Origin of the sequence: Streptomyces sp. NBC_00859 (assembly GCF_045161865.1) — a bacterium.
Taxonomy (GTDB): domain Bacteria; phylum Actinomycetota; class Actinomycetes; order Streptomycetales; family Streptomycetaceae; genus Streptomyces.
In genome coordinates this window covers 6,441,603-6,458,793 of the sequence record NZ_CP108826.1, presented here as the reverse complement: position 1 = coordinate 6,458,793, position 17,191 = coordinate 6,441,603, and the positions used below count along the sequence as shown (strand labels likewise).

Below are 17,191 nucleotides of genomic sequence, written 5' to 3'. Positions count from 1 at the left end.
CATGGGGCTGTTCGACAGCATCCGCGGAGAATTCATTGACATCGTCGAGTGGACCGACGACAGCAGGGACACCATCGTCCGGCGATTTCCGCGCCACGACAACGAGATCAAGATGGGTGCCAGGCTCGTCGTACGCGAGTCGCAGACTGCGGTCTTCGTCAACGAGGGCCGGATCGCGGATGTCTTCCAGCCCGGCACGTACACCCTCAAGACGCAGAACCTGCCGCTGCTCTCCACCCTGAAGGGCTGGAAGTACGGGTTCGACTCGCCCTTCAAGGCCGAGGTGTACTTCGTCACCACCCGGCAGTTCACCGACATGAAGTGGGGTACGCAGAACCCGGTCGTCGTCCGCGACCCCGAGTTCGGCATGGTGCGGCTGCGGGCGTTCGGCGCCTTCGCGGCGCGGGTCGTCGATCCCGCCGCCCTGCTGCGCGAGCTGGCCGGAACCGACCCGCAGTTCCGCACCGAGGAGGTGCAGGAGTACCTGCGCCAACTGATCGTCGGCAAGCTGGGCAGCGCGCTGGCCAACTCGGGCGTACCGATGCTGGACCTGGCCACCCGGCAGGACGCGCTCGGCGTGCAGCTGGCCGGTGTACTCACCCAGGAGCTGGCTCCTGTCGGCATCGCGGTGCCCCGGTTCATCATCGAGAACATCTCGCTGCCGCCGGAGGTGGAGCAGGCGATCGACACCCGCTCCAGGATGGGTATCGCGGGCAATCTCGACCAGTACACCCAGTTCCAGGCGGCGGACGCGCTCGGCGCCGGTGCCCGCACCCCCGGCAGCGGTGTCGGCGAGGGCATGGGGCTCGGCCTGGGAATGGCCGCCGGCCAGCGGATGGCGGCGGGTCTCGCCCCGCAGCAGCCCGCAGCGGTGCCCGCTCAGGCCGCCGCACCCGCCCCGGCGGGCCCGCCGCCGCTGCCCGCGCAGGAGCAGTGGTTCATCGGTGTCGACGGCGCCCAGCAGGGGCCGTACGACAGCGCCGCGCTGAGCGGTCTGGTCGGCGCGGGCACCCTGGCGCGCACGACGCTCGTCTGGCGGGACGGGATGTCCGGCTGGCTGCCCGCCGACCAGGTTCCCGGCGTGAGCGGGCTCTTCGGTTCCGTTCCGCCGCCGCTCCCGCCCCAGGCCTGAGAGCGGGGACGATGAGCACCGACGACCAGTACACCGGCCCCGGCACCGATCCGGGCGCCGGTGCGGCCGCGTCCGCCCCGGCCACCCGCACCTTCCCGTGCCGGGCGTGCGGCGCCACAGTGGAGTTCGCTCCGGGCTCCGACGCGATGCGCTGTCCGTACTGCGGCCAGGAACAGGCAGTCACCGCGGTGCCCCGCCAGGTGCGTGAACACAGCTGGGACGAGCTGGCCACGCTGCCCGCCAAACCGCGGGGCTCCGTCGCCGCGGGGGTGCGGAGCTATGTCTGCCCCGGCTGCGGCGCCCACACCGAGAGCGACGACCTCTCAGCTCGCTGCCAGTTCTGCGCCACCGCGCTGGTCGCGGAGCCGGACGCCGCCGAACGCGTCACCCCGGAAGCGGTCGTCCCCTTCGGGCTGGACCGCGACAACGCCCGTGAGGCGCTGCACAAGTGGACGTCGTCGCGCTGGTTCGCCCCCTCCCGCCTGAAGAAGGTCAGCGAGGCGGAGACCTTCAAGGGCAGCTATCTGCCGCACTGGACGTACGACGCCAGGACGGTCTCCGTGTACCGGGGCCAGCGCGGTGAGTACTACTACGTCACCGAGACGTACACCACGGAGGAGAACGGCGAGACCGTCACCAAGACCCGCGAGGTGCGCCACACCCGCTGGTACCACGCCGCCGGGACGGTCGGCCGCGACTTCGACGACGTGCTGGTCGCGGGGACCAACCACGTGGCCACCGAGCAGCTGGACAAGCTGACCCCCTGGCCGCTGGAGGAGGCCAGGCCCTACCAGCCGGAATATCTTGCCGGCTTCCAGACCGTGCGGTACGACGTGGAGCCCGAGGACGGGCTGGTGACGGCCAAGGAGCGGATGGCCGAGGTCATCACGGGCGACTGCCGGTCCGACATCGGCGGGGACGAACAGCGGGTGCACTCGGTCGACACCCGGTACTCCGGGCTCACCTTCAAACTGATGCTGCTGCCGGTGTGGTTCCTGACCTACCTGTACGCGGGCCGGAGCTGGCAGGTCATGGTCAACGCACGGACCGCCGAGGTGATCGGCGAACGCCCGTACAGCAAGGGCAAGATCGCCGCCGCGGTGGTGGCCGCCCTGGCCGTTGTCGCGGTGATCGTCTTCCTGGTGGTCAGAAAGTAGAGCGCCGGCCTCCCCGGCGGGGGCAGTGGACCGGCGTGCCCGATGACGCGGCACTAGCATGCGGAGCGTGACCCATGACGTTCCCCTGCTCGACGATCTGATGCCCTGGTCGGTGGGGTCCCCGCGGTTCGGGCGCGACTGGGTGGTGGCACCCGACACCCGTTCGCTCAAGGCGCGCTGGGACGCCCTGGTACGGGCGGAGGGCCCCGAGCGGGAGCGGCTGTTCCGTGCCACCAGAGCCAGGACGCCGGAGAGCTCGGTATCCGCGCTGCCCGGACAGCCCACCGGGACGGGCCGCTTCAGCCGTGAGGCGGGCCCGTGCCCCGCGCCGGTGCGGCTGGGCTGCGGCCCGTTCGACGAGCAGTGGCTGCTCCCGGACCACCGGCTGCTGGACGCCGCCCGCCCGGAGCTGTGGAGGGTCGCCGACGAGCGGCAGTACTTCGCCGTCGGACAGGCCGGGGACGGTACGGGCCCGGGGCTGCTGGTCTCGGCCGTGCTCCCGGACGGCCGTTCGCCGGCGGGCCGGGGCGGCCGGATCAGGCCCCTGTACCGCAGGCCCGGCGGAGCCGAACCCAACATCGCGCCGGGGCTGACGGATCTGCTCACCCAGCGCTACGGGCGGGAGGTCACCGCCGAGCAGATACTCGCCTGGGCGGCGGCCGCGTCCGGCCCGTCGCCCGCCGGGTGCGCCGTACCGCTGACCGCCGATCCGGAACTCTGGTCGTGCGGGACGGAGCTGGGCCGGCAGCTGTTGGGTATCCAGCTGCGCGGGGCCCGCGGCGGTGGCCGCCCCCGGCTGCCCGGCGGCCGCCGGCCCTATGTGCGGGCCGCCGTCCCTTCCCGGCCGGAGACACTCGCGTACGACGCCGGGGAAGAGGCTCTGCTGCTCGGCTCCGGGCGCATCTCACCCGTACCGGCCGGGGCCTGGGACTTCACGGTGGGCGGGGTGCGGGTGCTCGACCTCTGGTTCGGGCGCAGGACCGCCCCCGCGGAGCCCGGCACACTGGAGGCTCTGCGGCCGTCCGGCTGGCTCCCGGAGTGGAGTTCCGAACTGCTTGAGCTGATCACCGTGCTGGCGCTGCTGGACGGGCTGGGCCCTGACCGGGAGGAGTTGCACCGGAAGCTGGCGGCGGGCCCGCGTATCGGGCGGCCGGAGCTGGCATCGGCGGGTGTCCTGCCGGTGCCCGCGGCGGCCCGGCGGCCCGCTTCGGTGCTCGACCACCACGAGGAGGGACCAGAGGGCCAGTTCGCCCTGGTGTGACGCGGTGACACCGCGGGGCCGTGGAGAGTGCGGGAGCGCCGGCCGCACGGAAGCACCGGAGGCGCGGAAGCGGAGTACGGGAAGTGACGTGCACGGGGGTGGAGGGGCAGCGGGCCGTACTCAGCCGGCGCCGGCCGGCCTGCGGGCTGGGGAGTACCCGAGGACGTCCATGGCGTGTTGCGGAGCCGGCGAACACACCGACGCGCCACTGTGCGCCCCGGGAATGACGGGCGGGGCGTGAGCGGCGCCGCACCGGGACGGTGTGGTCGCCCGATCGTGGATCGGTTTTCTCTGTCAGTTCCGGTTCGGAGGCTTCAGCCGCGGCTGCCGAAGAGCGAGCGGCGCAGCCGCCGCAGCGGTGCGAAGAGCTTCACGCGCGCTCCCCTGCCCGTACTGGAATGTGCGACGTCGCGCGAGGTGAGCTCACGCATCAGGGACGTCGCTTCTGCCGACTCGCGCTGCGGGACGACAGGGCCGCCGAGCACCGAGAGATGGCGGTCGAGGCGCGAACTGGTCGCACCGCTTCCGCACTGAATCGCAGGCACTCGTGGCCTGCTGCGCACCGTTATCTGTTCCATGTCACTCCCCACCCGTACGAGGGCACCCGGCCCGGGGCACAGTAACCCTATCGCCCCTGGGAGGCGTCCGTGTATCCCGGGCGCCGGATTCACCTCTGCCATACGGAGGTTGACGGTAACTCCACGAATATATCTGGTTCCGGGGAGAGTTGGCCGGCTCCGTCCGGAGCGGACGGACGGAACCGGCGGGCAGGAACCGGACGGGGGCCCGGAGACCGGCCGCTCCCCCGGCGTTGAGCGTCAGTCCTGCGCGGTGAGCACCGGCAGGTAGCCGCCGGACTGGCCGGCCGCCGTGGGGTGGTAGGACTCGGTCAGGTTGAGGATGTTGACGCTGTGCAACCAGCTGTTCGACGAGCAGATCTCGTGCCCGGCGAAGGCGGATGTGACATCGCCGAACGCGAAGCCGTGGTCCGCGGCGCGCTTGGCCGTCACCGCGTTGAGGTGGTCCGAGGCCGAGTTGATCGCGGAACGCTCGGTCTCGCTCAGTCCGGCGATGCAACTGCCGTTCAGCTGGTAGAACCGCGGATAGCCGAGCACGACCACGTGCGCGGAGGGGGACTTGGCGGTGATCGCCGAGTAGACCTTGTCCAGCAGGCCGGGCAGGGTCGAGGTGATGTACGTGTTGGCTGTCGCCAGACTGGCGAGACAGGTCGACTCGGACTTCAGCACACAGGTCGTCATGGTGTCGGCGAAGCCCGCGTCGTTCCCGCCGATGGTGAGGGAGACCAGGCCGGTCGAGGGGGTCAGCGCGGAGAGCTGGCTGGAGAGAACGTCACCCGTACGAGCGCCCGAACAGGCCACGAAAGAGAACGACGAGGGCGAGTGGGCCGCCGCCCACAGCTTCGGGTACGCGAGGCTGCTGCGCTTGCAGTCCCCGCTGGCACTGTCGTAGCTGCCGGACCCGACCCCCGACGAGTACGAGTCACCGAGGGCCACATAGCCGGTGGATGCGGCCGGTTGGGCAGCCTGAGCCGCGCCCGCCCCGGTGAGGGCGAGTCCGACGGCGAGCAGAACAGAGGATGAGAGAGTCGCAAATCTGGACAATTTCATGGAACCTCCTTTAGCAGGATTTCCGCCACGTATGTCGTACCAGCTCACACCCGACTTCTGGAAGTGTGCATGCCAAGTATTCGGCGCCTCGACGGCCCCAGGACGCCTGCTTGTCAGTGAATCCCGGACCCGGTTGCCCCGGGCGTGAACGCCTCCGATTCACACCTTCGGTGACAGGACGTCAGTGGGCCGGACGGACGCACCGCGGCCTCATCGGACAGGAACGCGTGGCACAAAGCGCGTGCACGGGCCGCCCCGGTGCCGGATCATGGGCGTATGTCCGCAACCCCTGAGGCCGCCCTGCCGATCCGGCTCAACGTCGACGACAGCGATTCGCCGTCCGATGTCGTCGACGCGCTGTTCCTCGGCCGCTTCGCCACGGGCGAGCAGCCGTACTCGCACAGTTCGTCGATCGACCGCGTCAAGAAGGGACTCACCCTGCTGCCGCCCGGAGCGACCGTCCTGCGGGCCGCGCGGGACGACGACCGCAGCGCGACACTCGCCGAGGGCGAGGGGTGGACCCTGCTCGTCTCGCGCTGGAACCGCGGCGCCGATGTCACCGTGACCGCGGTCAGCGACGAGCTGGCGGCGAAGGTACTGGAGCAGTCGACGGACGATGCCCAGGACGAGCCCGAACCGCAGCCCGAGAACGTCACGATGGGGTTCTGGTACGTGTCCCCGCGCCGCGGCCCGCACCGCACGACCCGGCAGATCGCGGCAGGCACCTGGGAAGAGGTGCGGGCCAACTACACCGCTCCGGTGGCCGGTGCGCTGGACGGCCTGATGAAGGTCACACCCGACGACATCTCGGGCCGGCTCCTCCTCCTGCACGGCCCGCCCGGCACCGGCAAGACGTCCGCGCTGCGCACACTGGCCAGGTCCTGGCGTGACTGGTGCCAGGTGGACTGCGTACTCGACCCGGAGCGGCTGTTCAACGACGTCGGCTATCTGATGGACATCGCCATCGGCGAGGACGACGGTTCCGCGAAGGGCCGTTGGCGGCTGCTGCTGCTCGAGGACTGCGACGAGCTGATCCGCGGCGAGGCCAAGCACACCGCGGGCCAGGCTCTCTCGCGGCTGCTGAACCTCACGGACGGGCTGCTGGGCCAGGGCCGCAACGTCCTGGTCGGCGTCACCACCAACGAGGACCTGGAGCGGCTGCACCCCGCGGTGGTGCGTCCGGGCCGCTGTCTGGCCCGGATCGAGGTCGGCCCGCTGACGCGTGCGGAGTCGACGGCGTGGCTGGGCACGGAGGAGGGCGTCGGCCGGGACGGCACCACGCTCGCGGAGCTGTTCGCGCTGCGGCGGGGAGCGGGGCCCGCGTCCGTACCGGCGCAGGAGCGGGGCATGGACGCGGGGCTCTACCTGTAAGGGGCCCTTGCACCATGAGCGCCCGGATCGCGTGGCCGCCCGGCGGCCGTCACCTCGGGTAGAGGGCGGTACGTCGCCACACGGCGAACGGGGCCCGCCGCGGGACTGCTCCTCGCTCCGGGGGCCGCCGCCGGTGTGGGGCCGCGACCTCCGGACGACGATGACGACGATCCCCTGTACGGCGCCGAACATCACGCTTTCGCCCCAGGCCTCCATCCAGAGAGTCGATATCGCGCCGGTCAGAAGTGCCCACGCCACGGCGAACCCGGCCCATCTCGTCCATAACCCCATGTCGCTGCGGGCACCCGCACCGGTCCCGGAAATGCGGGCGGCGGCCGGTCCCGCCGGTGGGGCAGGTCGGCGCAGCCCGCCGGGGCGAGGGGCGACGCGCGGCCGGGTCTACTGCCCGTAGACCGCCCTCAGGGCGTCGTCCGCCGCGGTACGGGCCGCGGCCTGGCCGAGGCCCAGCCGCAGGGCGCGCTCGGCGAAAGCGCGTGCCGCTTCGGCCGCCTCCCGCTCCGCGGCGTCACCGGCGGCCGCGACGAAAGTCCCGTTGCGTCCCCGCGTTTCGATCACGCCGTCCGCCTCAAGTGCCCGGTACGACTTGGCGACCGTGTTCGCCGCGAGACCGAGCTCCTCGGCCAGGCCGCGCACCGTCGGCAGCCGGTATCCCGCGGGGAGCGTTCCCGAACGGGCCTGTCCGGCGATCTGGGACCTCAACTGCTCGTACGGGGCGGTGGCGGCGTCCGCATCAATGGCGATCTTCAGAGTCACCCTGCGATTCTCCCCCACGCCGGCCTCCTGTTCCGTGACACCGGCCGGAAAAACGGGAGGCGGGCCGCCGGAGCCCCCACGTAGCCTGCGATCCATCAAGAGCAGTCAAGTGGCCCGGCCACAGGATCCGTACGACGGAGGCAGGCATGTCCGCGAGTCCGGCGGCCGGGATGACGGTCGTTCTGCTGAAAGCGGGCCGCACCAAGATCCGCTATCCGGCAGCACTGCTCTCCGACGACGGCACCCGGGTGAGCGTGCGGGCCGAGTGGGCCGGGGCGGGTGTACGGGACTTCGGGTTCGTACGGTTCGAGCCCGGTGATGTGTTCACCGAGCACTACTGGCGCGACCGGTGGTACGCGGTCAAGGAAGTACGTACCGCAGCCGGACAGCTCAAGGGCTGGTACTGCGACGTGACGCGCCCGGTCGAGGTGCGTGACGGCGAGCTGGTCGTGGAGGATCTGGACCTCGACCTGTGGGTGTCGGTGGACGGATCCGAGATCCTCCGGCTGGACGAGGACGAGTTCGAGGCGAGCGGTCTGGCCGGGCGCGACCCGGTGGCGGCGCGGCAGGCCGTACAGGCGCTGGACGAGCTTGAACTCCTGGCCGGGCGGGGCCAGTTGCCGCTCGCCTGACCGGGCGGCGGAGGCAGGGGCCCGCCCGGCATCCGCCGTCCGCCGGCCCCCGGGGACGTCAGGCCATCGCCACCAGTACGTAGCGCTCGTCGTCGACCTCCTTGCCCCAGAGGGCGGGGTCGGCGGAGAGCAGTTCGTGATGGACGGACTCGGTGAGCGGGTCGAGGGCCGCCATCAGCTGGCCGGCGGAGAGCCCGACGCCGCCCCAGACCCCCTCCACGAGCACCAGCCGGCCGCCCGGATTCAGCAGTGAACACCAGTGCTTGAGCGCCGCTTCGGGGTCGGGCAGCAGCCACACCACGTGGCGGGCCAGCACCACATCGAAGGTCCGCTCGCCGACGGGCGGCTGCGCCGCGTCCCCCACCAGTACCTCGGCGTCCGTACCGGCCAGCTTGGCCCGCGCCCGCTCGGCCATCCGGGGCGAGAGGTCGACCGCGGTCACCCGGTGCCCCTGCTCAACGGCGAGCAGAGCGAGGCTTCCCGTGCCGCAGCCGACGTCGAGGACCGCGGACCGCTCCCCCGGCAGCCATCTCTTCAGCCGCCCCGCCCATGCCTCCCGCACCCCGGTGTCGCGCAGACCGTGGTCGGCTTCGTCGTCGAAGGTGGCGGCCGCGGCATCCCAGTTGATCGTCATGAGCCGATGTTCTCAGCTCCCACTGACAATCCGGCTGATCCCATGCCCGGCGAAACACGCATGTATCGCCTCACCCCTGGAGCCGCTTTCGGTAGTGCAGCCTGTCGTACGGCCCGTCCGTGCGGCGCTCCAGGAGTTCGTAGCCGTACCGCGGATACAGCGCCTGGTTCTCCCGCATCAGCGCGTTCGTATACAGCCGCACCTCGCCGAGCCCGGAGCGCCGTGCGTACACCTCGGCGAAAGCGAGGAGCCGGCGGCCGACCCCCGTGCCGCGGGCGTCCGGGGCGACCGCGACCGACTCCAGGAGGAGATGCCCGGCCCCGCGCACGAGCACCAGGACACCGGCCACCGGATCGCCTGTGACGAACACCCGTCCCGCCGCCACGTCCGCGGCGTGGTCGGCCTCCATCGGCGCCGGGACGACCCCGATCCGCTCGGTGTACGGGCGGTACGCCGCCTCGGTCACGGCCCGCACCGAGGCGACGTCGGCGGCGGTCGCGGGACGGATGCCGTCTGAACTCATACGAACAACGTTACGACCCTCACCGGCCGCTCTTAACCGTCACTCAGCGGCCCCTTAACCGCGCCATAAAGATCGCCAACAGCCGCTCCCGGGCCCTGTCTGCCCAGCTCCGGCGGGCTAGCGTGCTGAGCGTCCGGCCGGGTCTCCCTCATGTGCCGGCACCCCCCACGCACCCCACCGCTGAAGGAGTACGCCCCGATGACCGTTCGTCGTAAGGCCGCCGGTATCGCCGCCCTCGGTATCGCGCCGCTCGCCCTGACCGCGCTGGCCGCCACCCCGGCCGCCGCCCATGGCTCGATGACGGATCCGGTCAGCCGGATCGCCGCCTGCTACGCGGAAGGACCCGAGAGCCCGGACACGCCCGCCTGCAAGGCCGCAGTCGCTGCGGGCGGCACCCAGGCCCTGTACGACTGGCCGGCGGTCAACATGGCCGATGCCGCGGGGCAGTCGAAGGAGCGCGTCCCCGACGGCAAGCTGTGCAGTGCCGGCAAGGACGAGTACAAGGGCCTCGATCTGCCCCGCGGCGACTGGCCGTCCACCAGGATGGCCGCCGGCAGCCACACCTTCCACTACCGGGCCACCGCGCCGCACAAGGGCGCCTTCGCGCTGTACATCACGAAGCAGGGCTACGACCCCACCAGGCCGCTGAAGTGGTCGGATCTGGAGTCGAAGCCGTTCGCCCAGGTCACGGACCCGAAACTGGAGAACGGCGAGTACATCTTCGACGGCACGGTCCCGCAGCGGACGGGCCGCCAGCTGATCTACTCGGTCTGGCAGCGTTCGGACAGCGAGGAGGCCTTCTACACCTGCTCCGACGTGGTCTTCGGCCAGTCCGCCGGTTCGTCGGGTGCCGCCGCCGCACCCAGTGCCTCCGCCCCGACCGAGCAGGAGATCGCCGACGGGGCCGGCAAGTCCAGCATGCCCATGCATCACGGCATGGGGTCCATGGCTCCGTCGGATCACGCCACTTCGGGTGCCGCCGCGGAAGCCGCCGCACCGGACTCCGCGGGAGCCCCCGCAACCGGTGCCGACGCCCCGGAGGCGCAGGGCGGGCGGGCCGCCCCGGCTGCGGGCGACGGGCAGCACCTCGCCGAGACCGGTGGGAACAGCAGCACCCCGTACCTGGCGATGGGCGGCGCGGCCGCCCTGGCCATCGGCGCCGCCGCGCTGTTCGCAGGCGTCCGCCGCAGGTCGGCCAGGTGAGCCGGCGCGGACGCTGACCGTGTTCCGGCGCGGTGTCTCCTCCCAGCCCGGGAGGGGGCACCGCGCCCTGCCGGTTCCTCGGGTGCCGGGCCGTGTCCGCGAAGTCGCGCCTGGCATGCGACGCCCGATACGCACTCCCGCCGCACCGGACGCCGCGCGCCCGCCCCTGGGCGGCGGCGCGGCATCGCGGACACGGCCTACCCGACGGCCGACGCGCAGGTGGTGGGGGTGGCGTGCGCGGGGTCGAGGGCGTTGGCGACCTCGTGGTAGGCGATCCTGTCGGTGAGGCCGATGGTGACGTGCTCCGAGATGTCGGCGGCGCACTTGTCCTGGAGCAGCACGTTGTTGACGTCCGGGCCGCTCAGGAACTGTGTCTTGTAGGGGGTGACCACCTCGTCGTACTTGGTGGCGATGACGGTGTAGTGCACTCCGGGCACCGTGTCGGGCACGGAGTTCAGCTTGGTGACGAAGGGCGATCCCGCGACCTGGTCGGAGAGGCCCGGTGCGCCCTTCTCCAGGATGTCGCCGATGCCGGGGAAGTACGGGAGGAGCTTGGTGAGCCCCAGCAGGGTGGTGCCGTGGTTGTCGGGGGCGATGCCGGTCATCGAGTTCACCTTGGCCGCCCCGCCGAGGAACTTGATGTAGTAGTTCGGCATCATGCCGCCCTGTGAGTGGCCGACGATGTCGGCCTTCGGGGTGCCGGTCGCCGCGAGCACCTTGTCGACGAAGGCGGAGAGCTGGGCGGCCGACCGGTCGATCGGGGCGAGCCCGTCGAAGAGGCCCTCACCGGGGAGCTGGCCGTAGTCGAGGGAGAAGACGCAGTAGCCGCGGTCGACCAGGTACGGGGCGAGCACCAGCCAGTTGTCGGCCGCGTTACCGAAGGTTCCGGGGACGAGGACGACGGGCCGGGGGTGGGCCGCGGACGGTTTGCAGGAGTAGTTGTTCCATCCGCTGCTGGGGGCCGCGGCCTGTGCCGTCGTGGCGGCGGGGACGGCGGCGGCGGCGGCGACCGCCAGAGCCAGTGCGGGCAGGACTGCGAGCGCACGCTTCCAGGGCATCATCGAGTGATCTCCTTGCGACTCAAGGGGGTGACGACGGATGTTCGCCCTGCGGCCCGGACCACAAGAATGTTCTGCTCACGTCAAATTACGCGCGAGTAAGGTAGCGGGGGAAGTTACGCGTCGGTAAAGAACTGATGGAGGATCAGAAACCGATCTTCGCGGTCACCGTACAACTGCCCGCCGTGCGGACCGTTCCGTACGGCAGGTGTGTCGCCGGTCCTGCGTGGCCAGCGTCCCCGGCACGATCGCCCCCGGACCGAACCGCGCCCGCGCCCGGTCCGCGACCGCCTCGATCCGGCGCGCCTTGTCGTCGGCGGGGTCGAACGTCAGCTGGTGGGCGGCGCGCTCGGCCGGCGTCAGCCCCTCGGCGCGCAGCGCGATCCCGCGCACCCTGGCCCGCTGCAGCCCGAGCGACTCATGGATCGCGTACGCCGCGGCGGCGAGCTCCGCGGAGTGCGCGCTCGGCTCGCGCAGGGTGCGGCCGCGGGTGGTGGTGGACCGGTCGGCGTACCGCACGGTGAGCGCCAGCGAGCCGCACACCTGCCCCTCACGGCGCATCCGGACCCCCAGTTCCTCGGTGAGCGAGAGGAGGGCCCGGCGCTGCCGGTCCCGGTCCAGTTCGTCGCGCGGGAAGGCCCGTTCGGACGAGACCGAGCGGGCCGCGGCGTTCGGTACGACCGGCGTGCGGTCGATGCCGCGCGCCCGCTCCTGAAGTTCACGCCCGGCGCGCGCTCCGGCGATCCGCTGGAGGGTGGCAAGGGGCGCCGCGGCGATCCTGCCGATGGAGTCGAGGCCGTACGAGCAGAGAGTGCGGGCCAGCTTCGGCCCGACCCCCTGGAGCGCGGCGACGGGTTTGTCCGCGAGGAACGTACGGGCGTCGCCTGCCACCAGGGTCGTCCCGGGCCTGGCCTCGCGCGCGGCCATCCGGGCCAGCAGCGGATTGGCGCCCACCCCGATCGCGCAGTCGAGCCCGTGGTGCGCGAGCGCCCTCACCCGCAGCAGCGCGGCGAGTTCGGTGGCGCTCCGCCCGAAGTACCGCTGCGCGCCGCGCACATCGACGAGCGCGGCGTCGGGCGGGAACGCCTGGACCACCGGGCTGAGGTCCTCGATCAGGGCGATCGGCAGGGCCGCGGGCGTGAACCGTACGGAGAGGATCATCCCGCGCTCCCCGGGCTGGAGTGCCAGAGCTTGCGACCGGTGACGGCCTGGTCACCGGCCGGCCTGAGGTCGGCCCAGGGGTTCATCTCGTAGCCGGTGGACAGCTGGATACGGCGGCCCGTGTCGCCGGAGCCCTCCGGGTCGCCGGGTGCGGGCGCGGCCAGGGCGGCTGCGACGGCCTCCAGGCCGCCGGTACGCCGCAGTTCGACCAGATCGGCCAGGTTCCAGGCCGCCGAGCCGACCACGCTGAGGCTGCGCGGCCCGCGCCGCTGCACCACACCGCGCACCAGCAGCAGCCACGAGTGGAAGACGGTGTACGCGCACGCGGCGTGACTGTCGTCGAAGAAGGCGAGGTCGACCAGGCCGGTGCCGTCGTCCAGGGTCGTGAAGACGACCCGTCGCCCGGAGCGCACCGGCGGGGTCTGGGTGGCGGCCTTGGCGCCCGCGACCAGGACACTCTGCCCGTGCTCGGCGGAGCGCAGCCGCTGGGCGGAGAGCGCGCCCAGTTCCTTCAGAAAGGCGTAGTGGTCCTCCATCAGATGGCGTGAGGAGTCCATGCCGAGGATGCCGAGTTCGGCGCTGAGCCGCTCGGTGTCGCTGAGGTCGGGCAGCCCGGCGGGAGCCGTCTTCCTCCCTTCCCCCAGGGCGAGTTGGCCGCTGTGCGCGGATTTGCTGCGGCCCGCGTGCAGTTCGGAGATGTGCAGCAGCAGATCCCGGCGGTTCGCGCCGAACGCGTCCAGCGCGCCGACCTGCGCGAGCCGCTGCGCGACCGGCTTCCCCGGCCGGGCGCGCTGCCAGAAGTCCAGCAGCGAGGAGTAGGGCTGCCCGGCCTCGATCCGCCCGGCCTCGGCCTCGCTGATGCCGTGGACGTCGGACAGCGCGAGACGGACACCGAATTCACCGGACACCAGTTCGATATGGTGGGCGACCGCGGACCGGTTCACATCCAGCGGCAGCACCGGGACCCCGCGCCGGCGCGCGTCCGCCAGCAGCAGCCGCTTCGGGTACATCCCCGGGTCGTGGGTGAGCAGCCCCGCGTAGAAGGCCGCGGGGTGGTGCACCTTGAGCCAGGCGGACTGGTACGTCGGCACGGCGAAGGCCACCGCGTGCGCCTTGCAGAAGCCGTACGCGCCGAACGCCTCGACTATCTCCCAGGTACGCGCGACGACTTCGGGCGTATAGCCCCGTTCAGCTGTCGCCCCGGCGAACCAGGCACGGATACGCCCCTGCCACTCGGGGTCGGACAGCCGGCGCCGCGCCTGGTCCGCCTCGTCCCGGCCACAGCCCGTCATGATCCGCAGAATCTCGATGATCTGCTCGTGGAAGACGACGACCCCGTACGTACCGCTCAGCGCCTCCGCCAGATCGGGGTGCGGGTAGCGCACCGGCGCGCGGCCGTGCCGGGCCTCGATGAAGGGACGCACCATGTCGGCGGCGACCGGTCCCGGCCTGAAGAGCGAGATGTCGACGACCAGGTCGTCGAAGGTGGCGGGCTGCAGCCGCCCCACCAGGTCGCGCTGGCCGGGCGATTCGATCTGGAAGCAGCCCAGCGTCTCGGCGGAGCGGATGAGTCCGTACGTCGCGGGGTCGCCGGCGGGCACCTGCGCGGGATCGTCCAGGTCGAGGCGTTCGCCCGTGGCCCGTCCGATCTCGGTGACGGCGTGGGCCATCGCGGACTGCATCCGCACCCCGAGCACATCGAGTTTGAGCAGCCCGAGGTCCTCCACGTCCTCCTTGTCGAACTGGGACATGGGGAAGCCCTCGCCGCTGGTCGGCACCACCGGGGTCCGCCGCAGCAGGGAGGCGTCGGAGAGCAGCACACCGCAGGGGTGCATGGCGATCCCGCGGGGCAGCGCGTCGAGCCCCTCGACCAGCTCCCACAGCCGCCCGTACTTCCCGCCGTCCCGCTTCGACTCCTCGGCCACGGAGCGCAGTTCGGGCAGTTCCGCCATCGCCGCGCGGGCGTCACGGGCGCGGATGTGCGGGAAGGCCTTGGCGAGCCTGTCGGTCTCCGCCGGGTCCATGGAGAGGGCGGCGCCCACGTCCCGTATCGCGTGGCGCACCCGGTAGGTCTCCGGCATGGCCACGGTGGCCACCCGCTCGGCGCCGAAGCGGCCGATGATCGCGCGGTAGACGTCGAGCCTGCGGGCCGACTCGACGTCGATGTCGATGTCGGGCAGCGCGAGCCTGCGCCGGGAGAGGAAGCGCTCCATCAGCAGCCCGTGCTCGACGGGGTCCGCGTTGGCGATGCCCAGCAGATGGTTGACCAGGGAGCCCGCGCCGGAGCCGCGGGCCGCGACCCGGATACCCATCTCCTTCACGTCGTCCACGACCCGGGCGACGGTCAGGAAGTACGAGGCGTGACCGTGGAAAGCGATGATGTCCAGCTCGTGGTGCATCCGCTCCCAGTACTCGCGCCTGCGGTCGTAGCCTCGCAGCACCATGCCGGCGGCGGCGCGGGACACGAGCACGCGCTGGGCGGTGCGGTGCGTGGCGCCGACGAGACGCGGTTCGGGGAAGTGGACGGTGTTCATGCCGAGGTCATCATCCGGGTCGACGGTGCACGAGGCGGCCAGGGCCCGGGTCCCGTCGATCAGCCGGTGCGCGGTGTCCCGGCGGAAGCCCGCCGCCTCGACGATCCGTTCGGCGGTGCGGAACATGTCACCCGCGTCCTTGAGCCAGCGCTCGCCGCTGTCCAGACCCTTGCGCGGGTCGACGGGAACCAGCCTGCGGGCGGCGTCGAGGACGTCGGCGACCGGGCCCTGCCCCTGGTCGGCGTAGCGGACGGCGTTGGTCAGCACCGGGCGCACGCCCTGCTCGGCAGCGAAACCGACCGTACGGGCGGCGAGCCTGAGCGAGCCGGGTCCGGTACCGCTCAGCCCGTGGTGGACCGCTTCGAGGCGCAGCGCGTCGCCGTGGACCTCCCGCCAGGGCCCGAGCAGGACGGCGGCCCTGTCCGGGCGGCCGGCCGCGAGCGCCCGGCCGACGTCGGAGTCCGGGCCGAGCAGGACGGCGATTCCGTCCCCGTGGTTCTCGTCCCAGGGCAGCAGGGGCCGCTCCCCTGCCGCATGGGCAGCGGTGACCAGCCTGCACAGGGATGCCCAGCCCGTCGCGCCGTCCCGGGCGAGGAAGGTGACGCGGGGCACGGACTCGTCGACGAACACCCCGCCGCGCACCGGGGTGCGCATCCGGTGTGTGGGCCCATCGGGACGCGGCAGCGCGCCGACCGCGAGCCGCGTTCCGAACAGCGGCCGGACCCCGGCCGCCGCGCAGGCCTTGGCGAAGCGGACGGTGCCCGCGAGGGTGTCCCGGTCGGTCAGGGCGATGGCGTCCATGCCCCGCTCGGCGGCCCGCTCCGCGAGCCGTTCCGGGTGGGAGGCCCCGTACCGCAGGGAGAACCCCGAGACGGTGTGGAGATGCGTGAAACCGGGCATCCGCCGCACCTCCTGCTCCGATGATCCAGTCCGTTCCTGACCTCCCTTCTCCACCATAGACCACTTTCGAATACTTGTGCGATTAACGGTGCGTCAGCCATTCGGGCCCGCCCCACCTGCACAAACACCCGATCTGCCGGACCGTGGGCGCATGACTTTCGCCGATGAGATGAAGACCGCTGTCACTCCGCGGGCGGCCCTGCTCGTCATCGGCACGCTGGTCCTGCAGCTGCTGTTCATCGCGTCCTATGTGGGAGCGCTGCACAACCCCAAGCCGAAGGACATCGCCTTCGGGGTCGTCGCCCCCGCCCAGGCGGCCCCGCGCCTCGTCGGCGAGCTCAGGAAGCTCCCCGGCGGCCCGCTGGACCCGCGTACGGTCTCCAGCGCGGCCGAGGCCCGCCGGAAGATCCTGAACCGCGATCTCGACGGTGCCCTGATCGTCCGCCCCGGCGGCTCGAAGGACACTCTCCTGGTCGCGTCCGGCGGCGGGACCGTACTGTCCTCCTCGCTCGGCCGGATCATCACCGGCGTCGAGAAGACGCAGGGGAGGAGCGTGCGGACCGTCGACACGGCACCGGCGTCGGCCCAGGACTTCGACGGGCTCTCCGCGTTCTACCTGGTCGTCGGATGGTGCGTCGGCGGCTACCTCTGCGCGTCGATCCTGGCGATCAGCGCGGGATCCCGGGCCGCCAACGGCCGGCGCGCGGTGCTCAGGCTCGCCACCATGGCGCTCTACTCGGTGCTGGGCGGGCTGGGGGGCGCCGTCATCGTCGGCCCGGTGCTCGGCGCGCTGCCCGGCAGTGTCCTGGGGCTCTGGGGGCTCGGCGCCCTGGTCGTCTTCGGGGTCGGCGCGATCACCCTCGCCCTTCAGGCGCTCACCGGCATCGTGGGGATCGGCCTGGCCGTCCTGCTGGTCGTGGTCGCGGGCAACCCGAGCGCCGGCGGGGCCTTCCCGCTGCCGATGCTGCCGCCGTTCTGGCACGCGATCGGCCCCTGGCTGCCCCCTGGCGCGGGCACCTGGGCGGCGCGCTCCATCGCGTACTTCAGGGGCAACTCCGTCACCGGGTCACTGCTGGTGCTCTCCGGCTGGGCGGTGGTGGGCACCGTGATCACGATCGGCATGTCCACGTTCCGCAGGAAGCCGGCCGCCGCACCGGGCCCCGCCCGGACCGCGCCGGAGATCTGAGGGCCACGGCAGAGGCCCGGCCCGGACCGTCGTGGGG

14 protein-coding genes and 1 pseudogene are annotated in these 17,191 nt (G+C 72.1%); 7 read left to right on the top strand and 8 right to left on the bottom strand.

What is annotated here, in order from left to right; all coding sequences use genetic code 11:
* Position 1 precedes the first annotated feature (1 nt).
* From OG584_RS28380 to OG584_RS28370, 3 genes are read left to right on the top strand one after another with little or no spacing between them, the layout of a single operon-like run.
* Positions 2-1,132: an SPFH domain-containing protein gene (locus OG584_RS28380; RefSeq protein WP_405782037.1), complete on the top strand. Its 1,131-nt coding sequence runs from the start codon at positions 2-4 to the stop codon at positions 1,130-1,132.
* 11 nt (positions 1,133-1,143) lie between these two features.
* Positions 1,144-2,289 (top strand): hypothetical protein, encoded by a 1,146-nt coding sequence (locus OG584_RS28375; RefSeq protein ID WP_405782035.1) that lies wholly within the window; start codon positions 1,144-1,146, stop codon positions 2,287-2,289.
* A 58-nt stretch (positions 2,290-2,347) separates the two neighbouring features.
* Positions 2,348-3,550, top strand: a complete 1,203-nt coding sequence (locus tag OG584_RS28370; protein ID WP_405782033.1) for a type ISP restriction/modification enzyme — start codon at positions 2,348-2,350, stop codon at positions 3,548-3,550.
* Positions 3,551-3,864: 314 nt separating this feature from the next.
* Here the strand turns inward: OG584_RS28370 and OG584_RS28365 are convergent, their stop codons facing one another.
* A complete protein-coding gene (locus OG584_RS28365; RefSeq protein ID WP_405782031.1) occupies positions 3,865-4,128 on the bottom strand; it encodes a hypothetical protein in 264 nt (87 codons plus the stop codon).
* 240 nt (positions 4,129-4,368) lie between these two features.
* Entirely contained in the window at positions 4,369-5,178 is an 810-nt protein-coding gene (locus tag OG584_RS28360) for an SGNH/GDSL hydrolase family protein (protein ID WP_405782029.1), read from the bottom strand.
* A gap of 276 nt (positions 5,179-5,454) precedes the next feature.
* On the opposite strand from OG584_RS28360, the gene OG584_RS28355 reads away from it, so the two are divergent.
* The gene (locus tag OG584_RS28355) at positions 5,455-6,549 is read left to right on the top strand and encodes a DUF5925 domain-containing protein (protein ID WP_405782027.1); all 1,095 of its coding nucleotides are present in this window, start codon (positions 5,455-5,457) and stop codon (positions 6,547-6,549) included.
* Between the two features lie 399 nt (positions 6,550-6,948).
* Here the strand turns inward: OG584_RS28355 and OG584_RS28350 are convergent, their stop codons facing one another.
* Positions 6,949-7,323, bottom strand: a complete 375-nt coding sequence (locus OG584_RS28350) for a GntR family transcriptional regulator (RefSeq protein ID WP_405782025.1) — start codon at positions 7,321-7,323, stop codon at positions 6,949-6,951.
* A 146-nt stretch (positions 7,324-7,469) separates the two neighbouring features.
* Between OG584_RS28350 and OG584_RS28345 the strand changes: the two genes are divergently transcribed.
* Positions 7,470-7,955 (top strand): DUF402 domain-containing protein, encoded by a 486-nt coding sequence (locus OG584_RS28345; protein WP_405782023.1) that lies wholly within the window; start codon positions 7,470-7,472, stop codon positions 7,953-7,955.
* Positions 7,956-8,016: 61 nt separating this feature from the next.
* Here OG584_RS28345 and OG584_RS28340 read toward each other — a convergent pair.
* Both OG584_RS28340 and OG584_RS28335 read right to left on the bottom strand, forming a co-directional pair.
* Positions 8,017-8,589, bottom strand: a pseudogene (locus tag OG584_RS28340) (class I SAM-dependent methyltransferase); the annotation flags it as partial.
* A gap of 70 nt (positions 8,590-8,659) precedes the next feature.
* Positions 8,660-9,112, bottom strand: a complete 453-nt coding sequence (locus OG584_RS28335) for a GNAT family N-acetyltransferase (protein ID WP_405782021.1) — start codon at positions 9,110-9,112, stop codon at positions 8,660-8,662.
* 198 nt (positions 9,113-9,310) lie between these two features.
* Here OG584_RS28335 and OG584_RS28330 point away from each other — a divergent pair, with 198 nt between their 5' ends.
* Positions 9,311-10,315 carry a lytic polysaccharide monooxygenase gene (locus OG584_RS28330; protein WP_405782019.1) on the top strand — a complete coding sequence of 335 codons (1,005 nt, stop codon included), beginning with the start codon at positions 9,311-9,313 and terminating at the stop codon, positions 10,313-10,315.
* Positions 10,316-10,512: 197 nt separating this feature from the next.
* On the opposite strand, the gene OG584_RS28325 is transcribed toward OG584_RS28330, so the two are convergent.
* From OG584_RS28325 to OG584_RS28315, 3 genes are all read right to left on the bottom strand, one after another.
* Positions 10,513-11,376, bottom strand: a complete 864-nt coding sequence (locus tag OG584_RS28325) for an esterase/lipase family protein (protein ID WP_405782018.1) — start codon at positions 11,374-11,376, stop codon at positions 10,513-10,515.
* Positions 11,377-11,538: 162 nt separating this feature from the next.
* Positions 11,539-12,534, bottom strand: coding sequence for a hypothetical protein (locus OG584_RS28320; RefSeq protein ID WP_405782016.1), 996 nt, complete (start codon positions 12,532-12,534; stop codon positions 11,539-11,541).
* Positions 12,531-15,968, bottom strand: a complete 3,438-nt coding sequence (locus tag OG584_RS28315; protein ID WP_405782014.1) for a DNA polymerase III subunit alpha — start codon at positions 15,966-15,968, stop codon at positions 12,531-12,533. The genes OG584_RS28320 and OG584_RS28315 overlap by 4 nt, the downstream gene beginning before the upstream one ends.
* Before the next feature lie 151 nt (positions 15,969-16,119).
* On the opposite strand from OG584_RS28315, the gene OG584_RS28310 reads away from it, so the two are divergent.
* Complete coding sequence (locus OG584_RS28310) at positions 16,120-17,154, top strand: DUF3533 domain-containing protein (RefSeq protein WP_405782012.1); 1,035 nt, start codon at positions 16,120-16,122, stop codon at positions 17,152-17,154.
* Positions 17,155-17,191 lie beyond the last annotated feature (37 nt).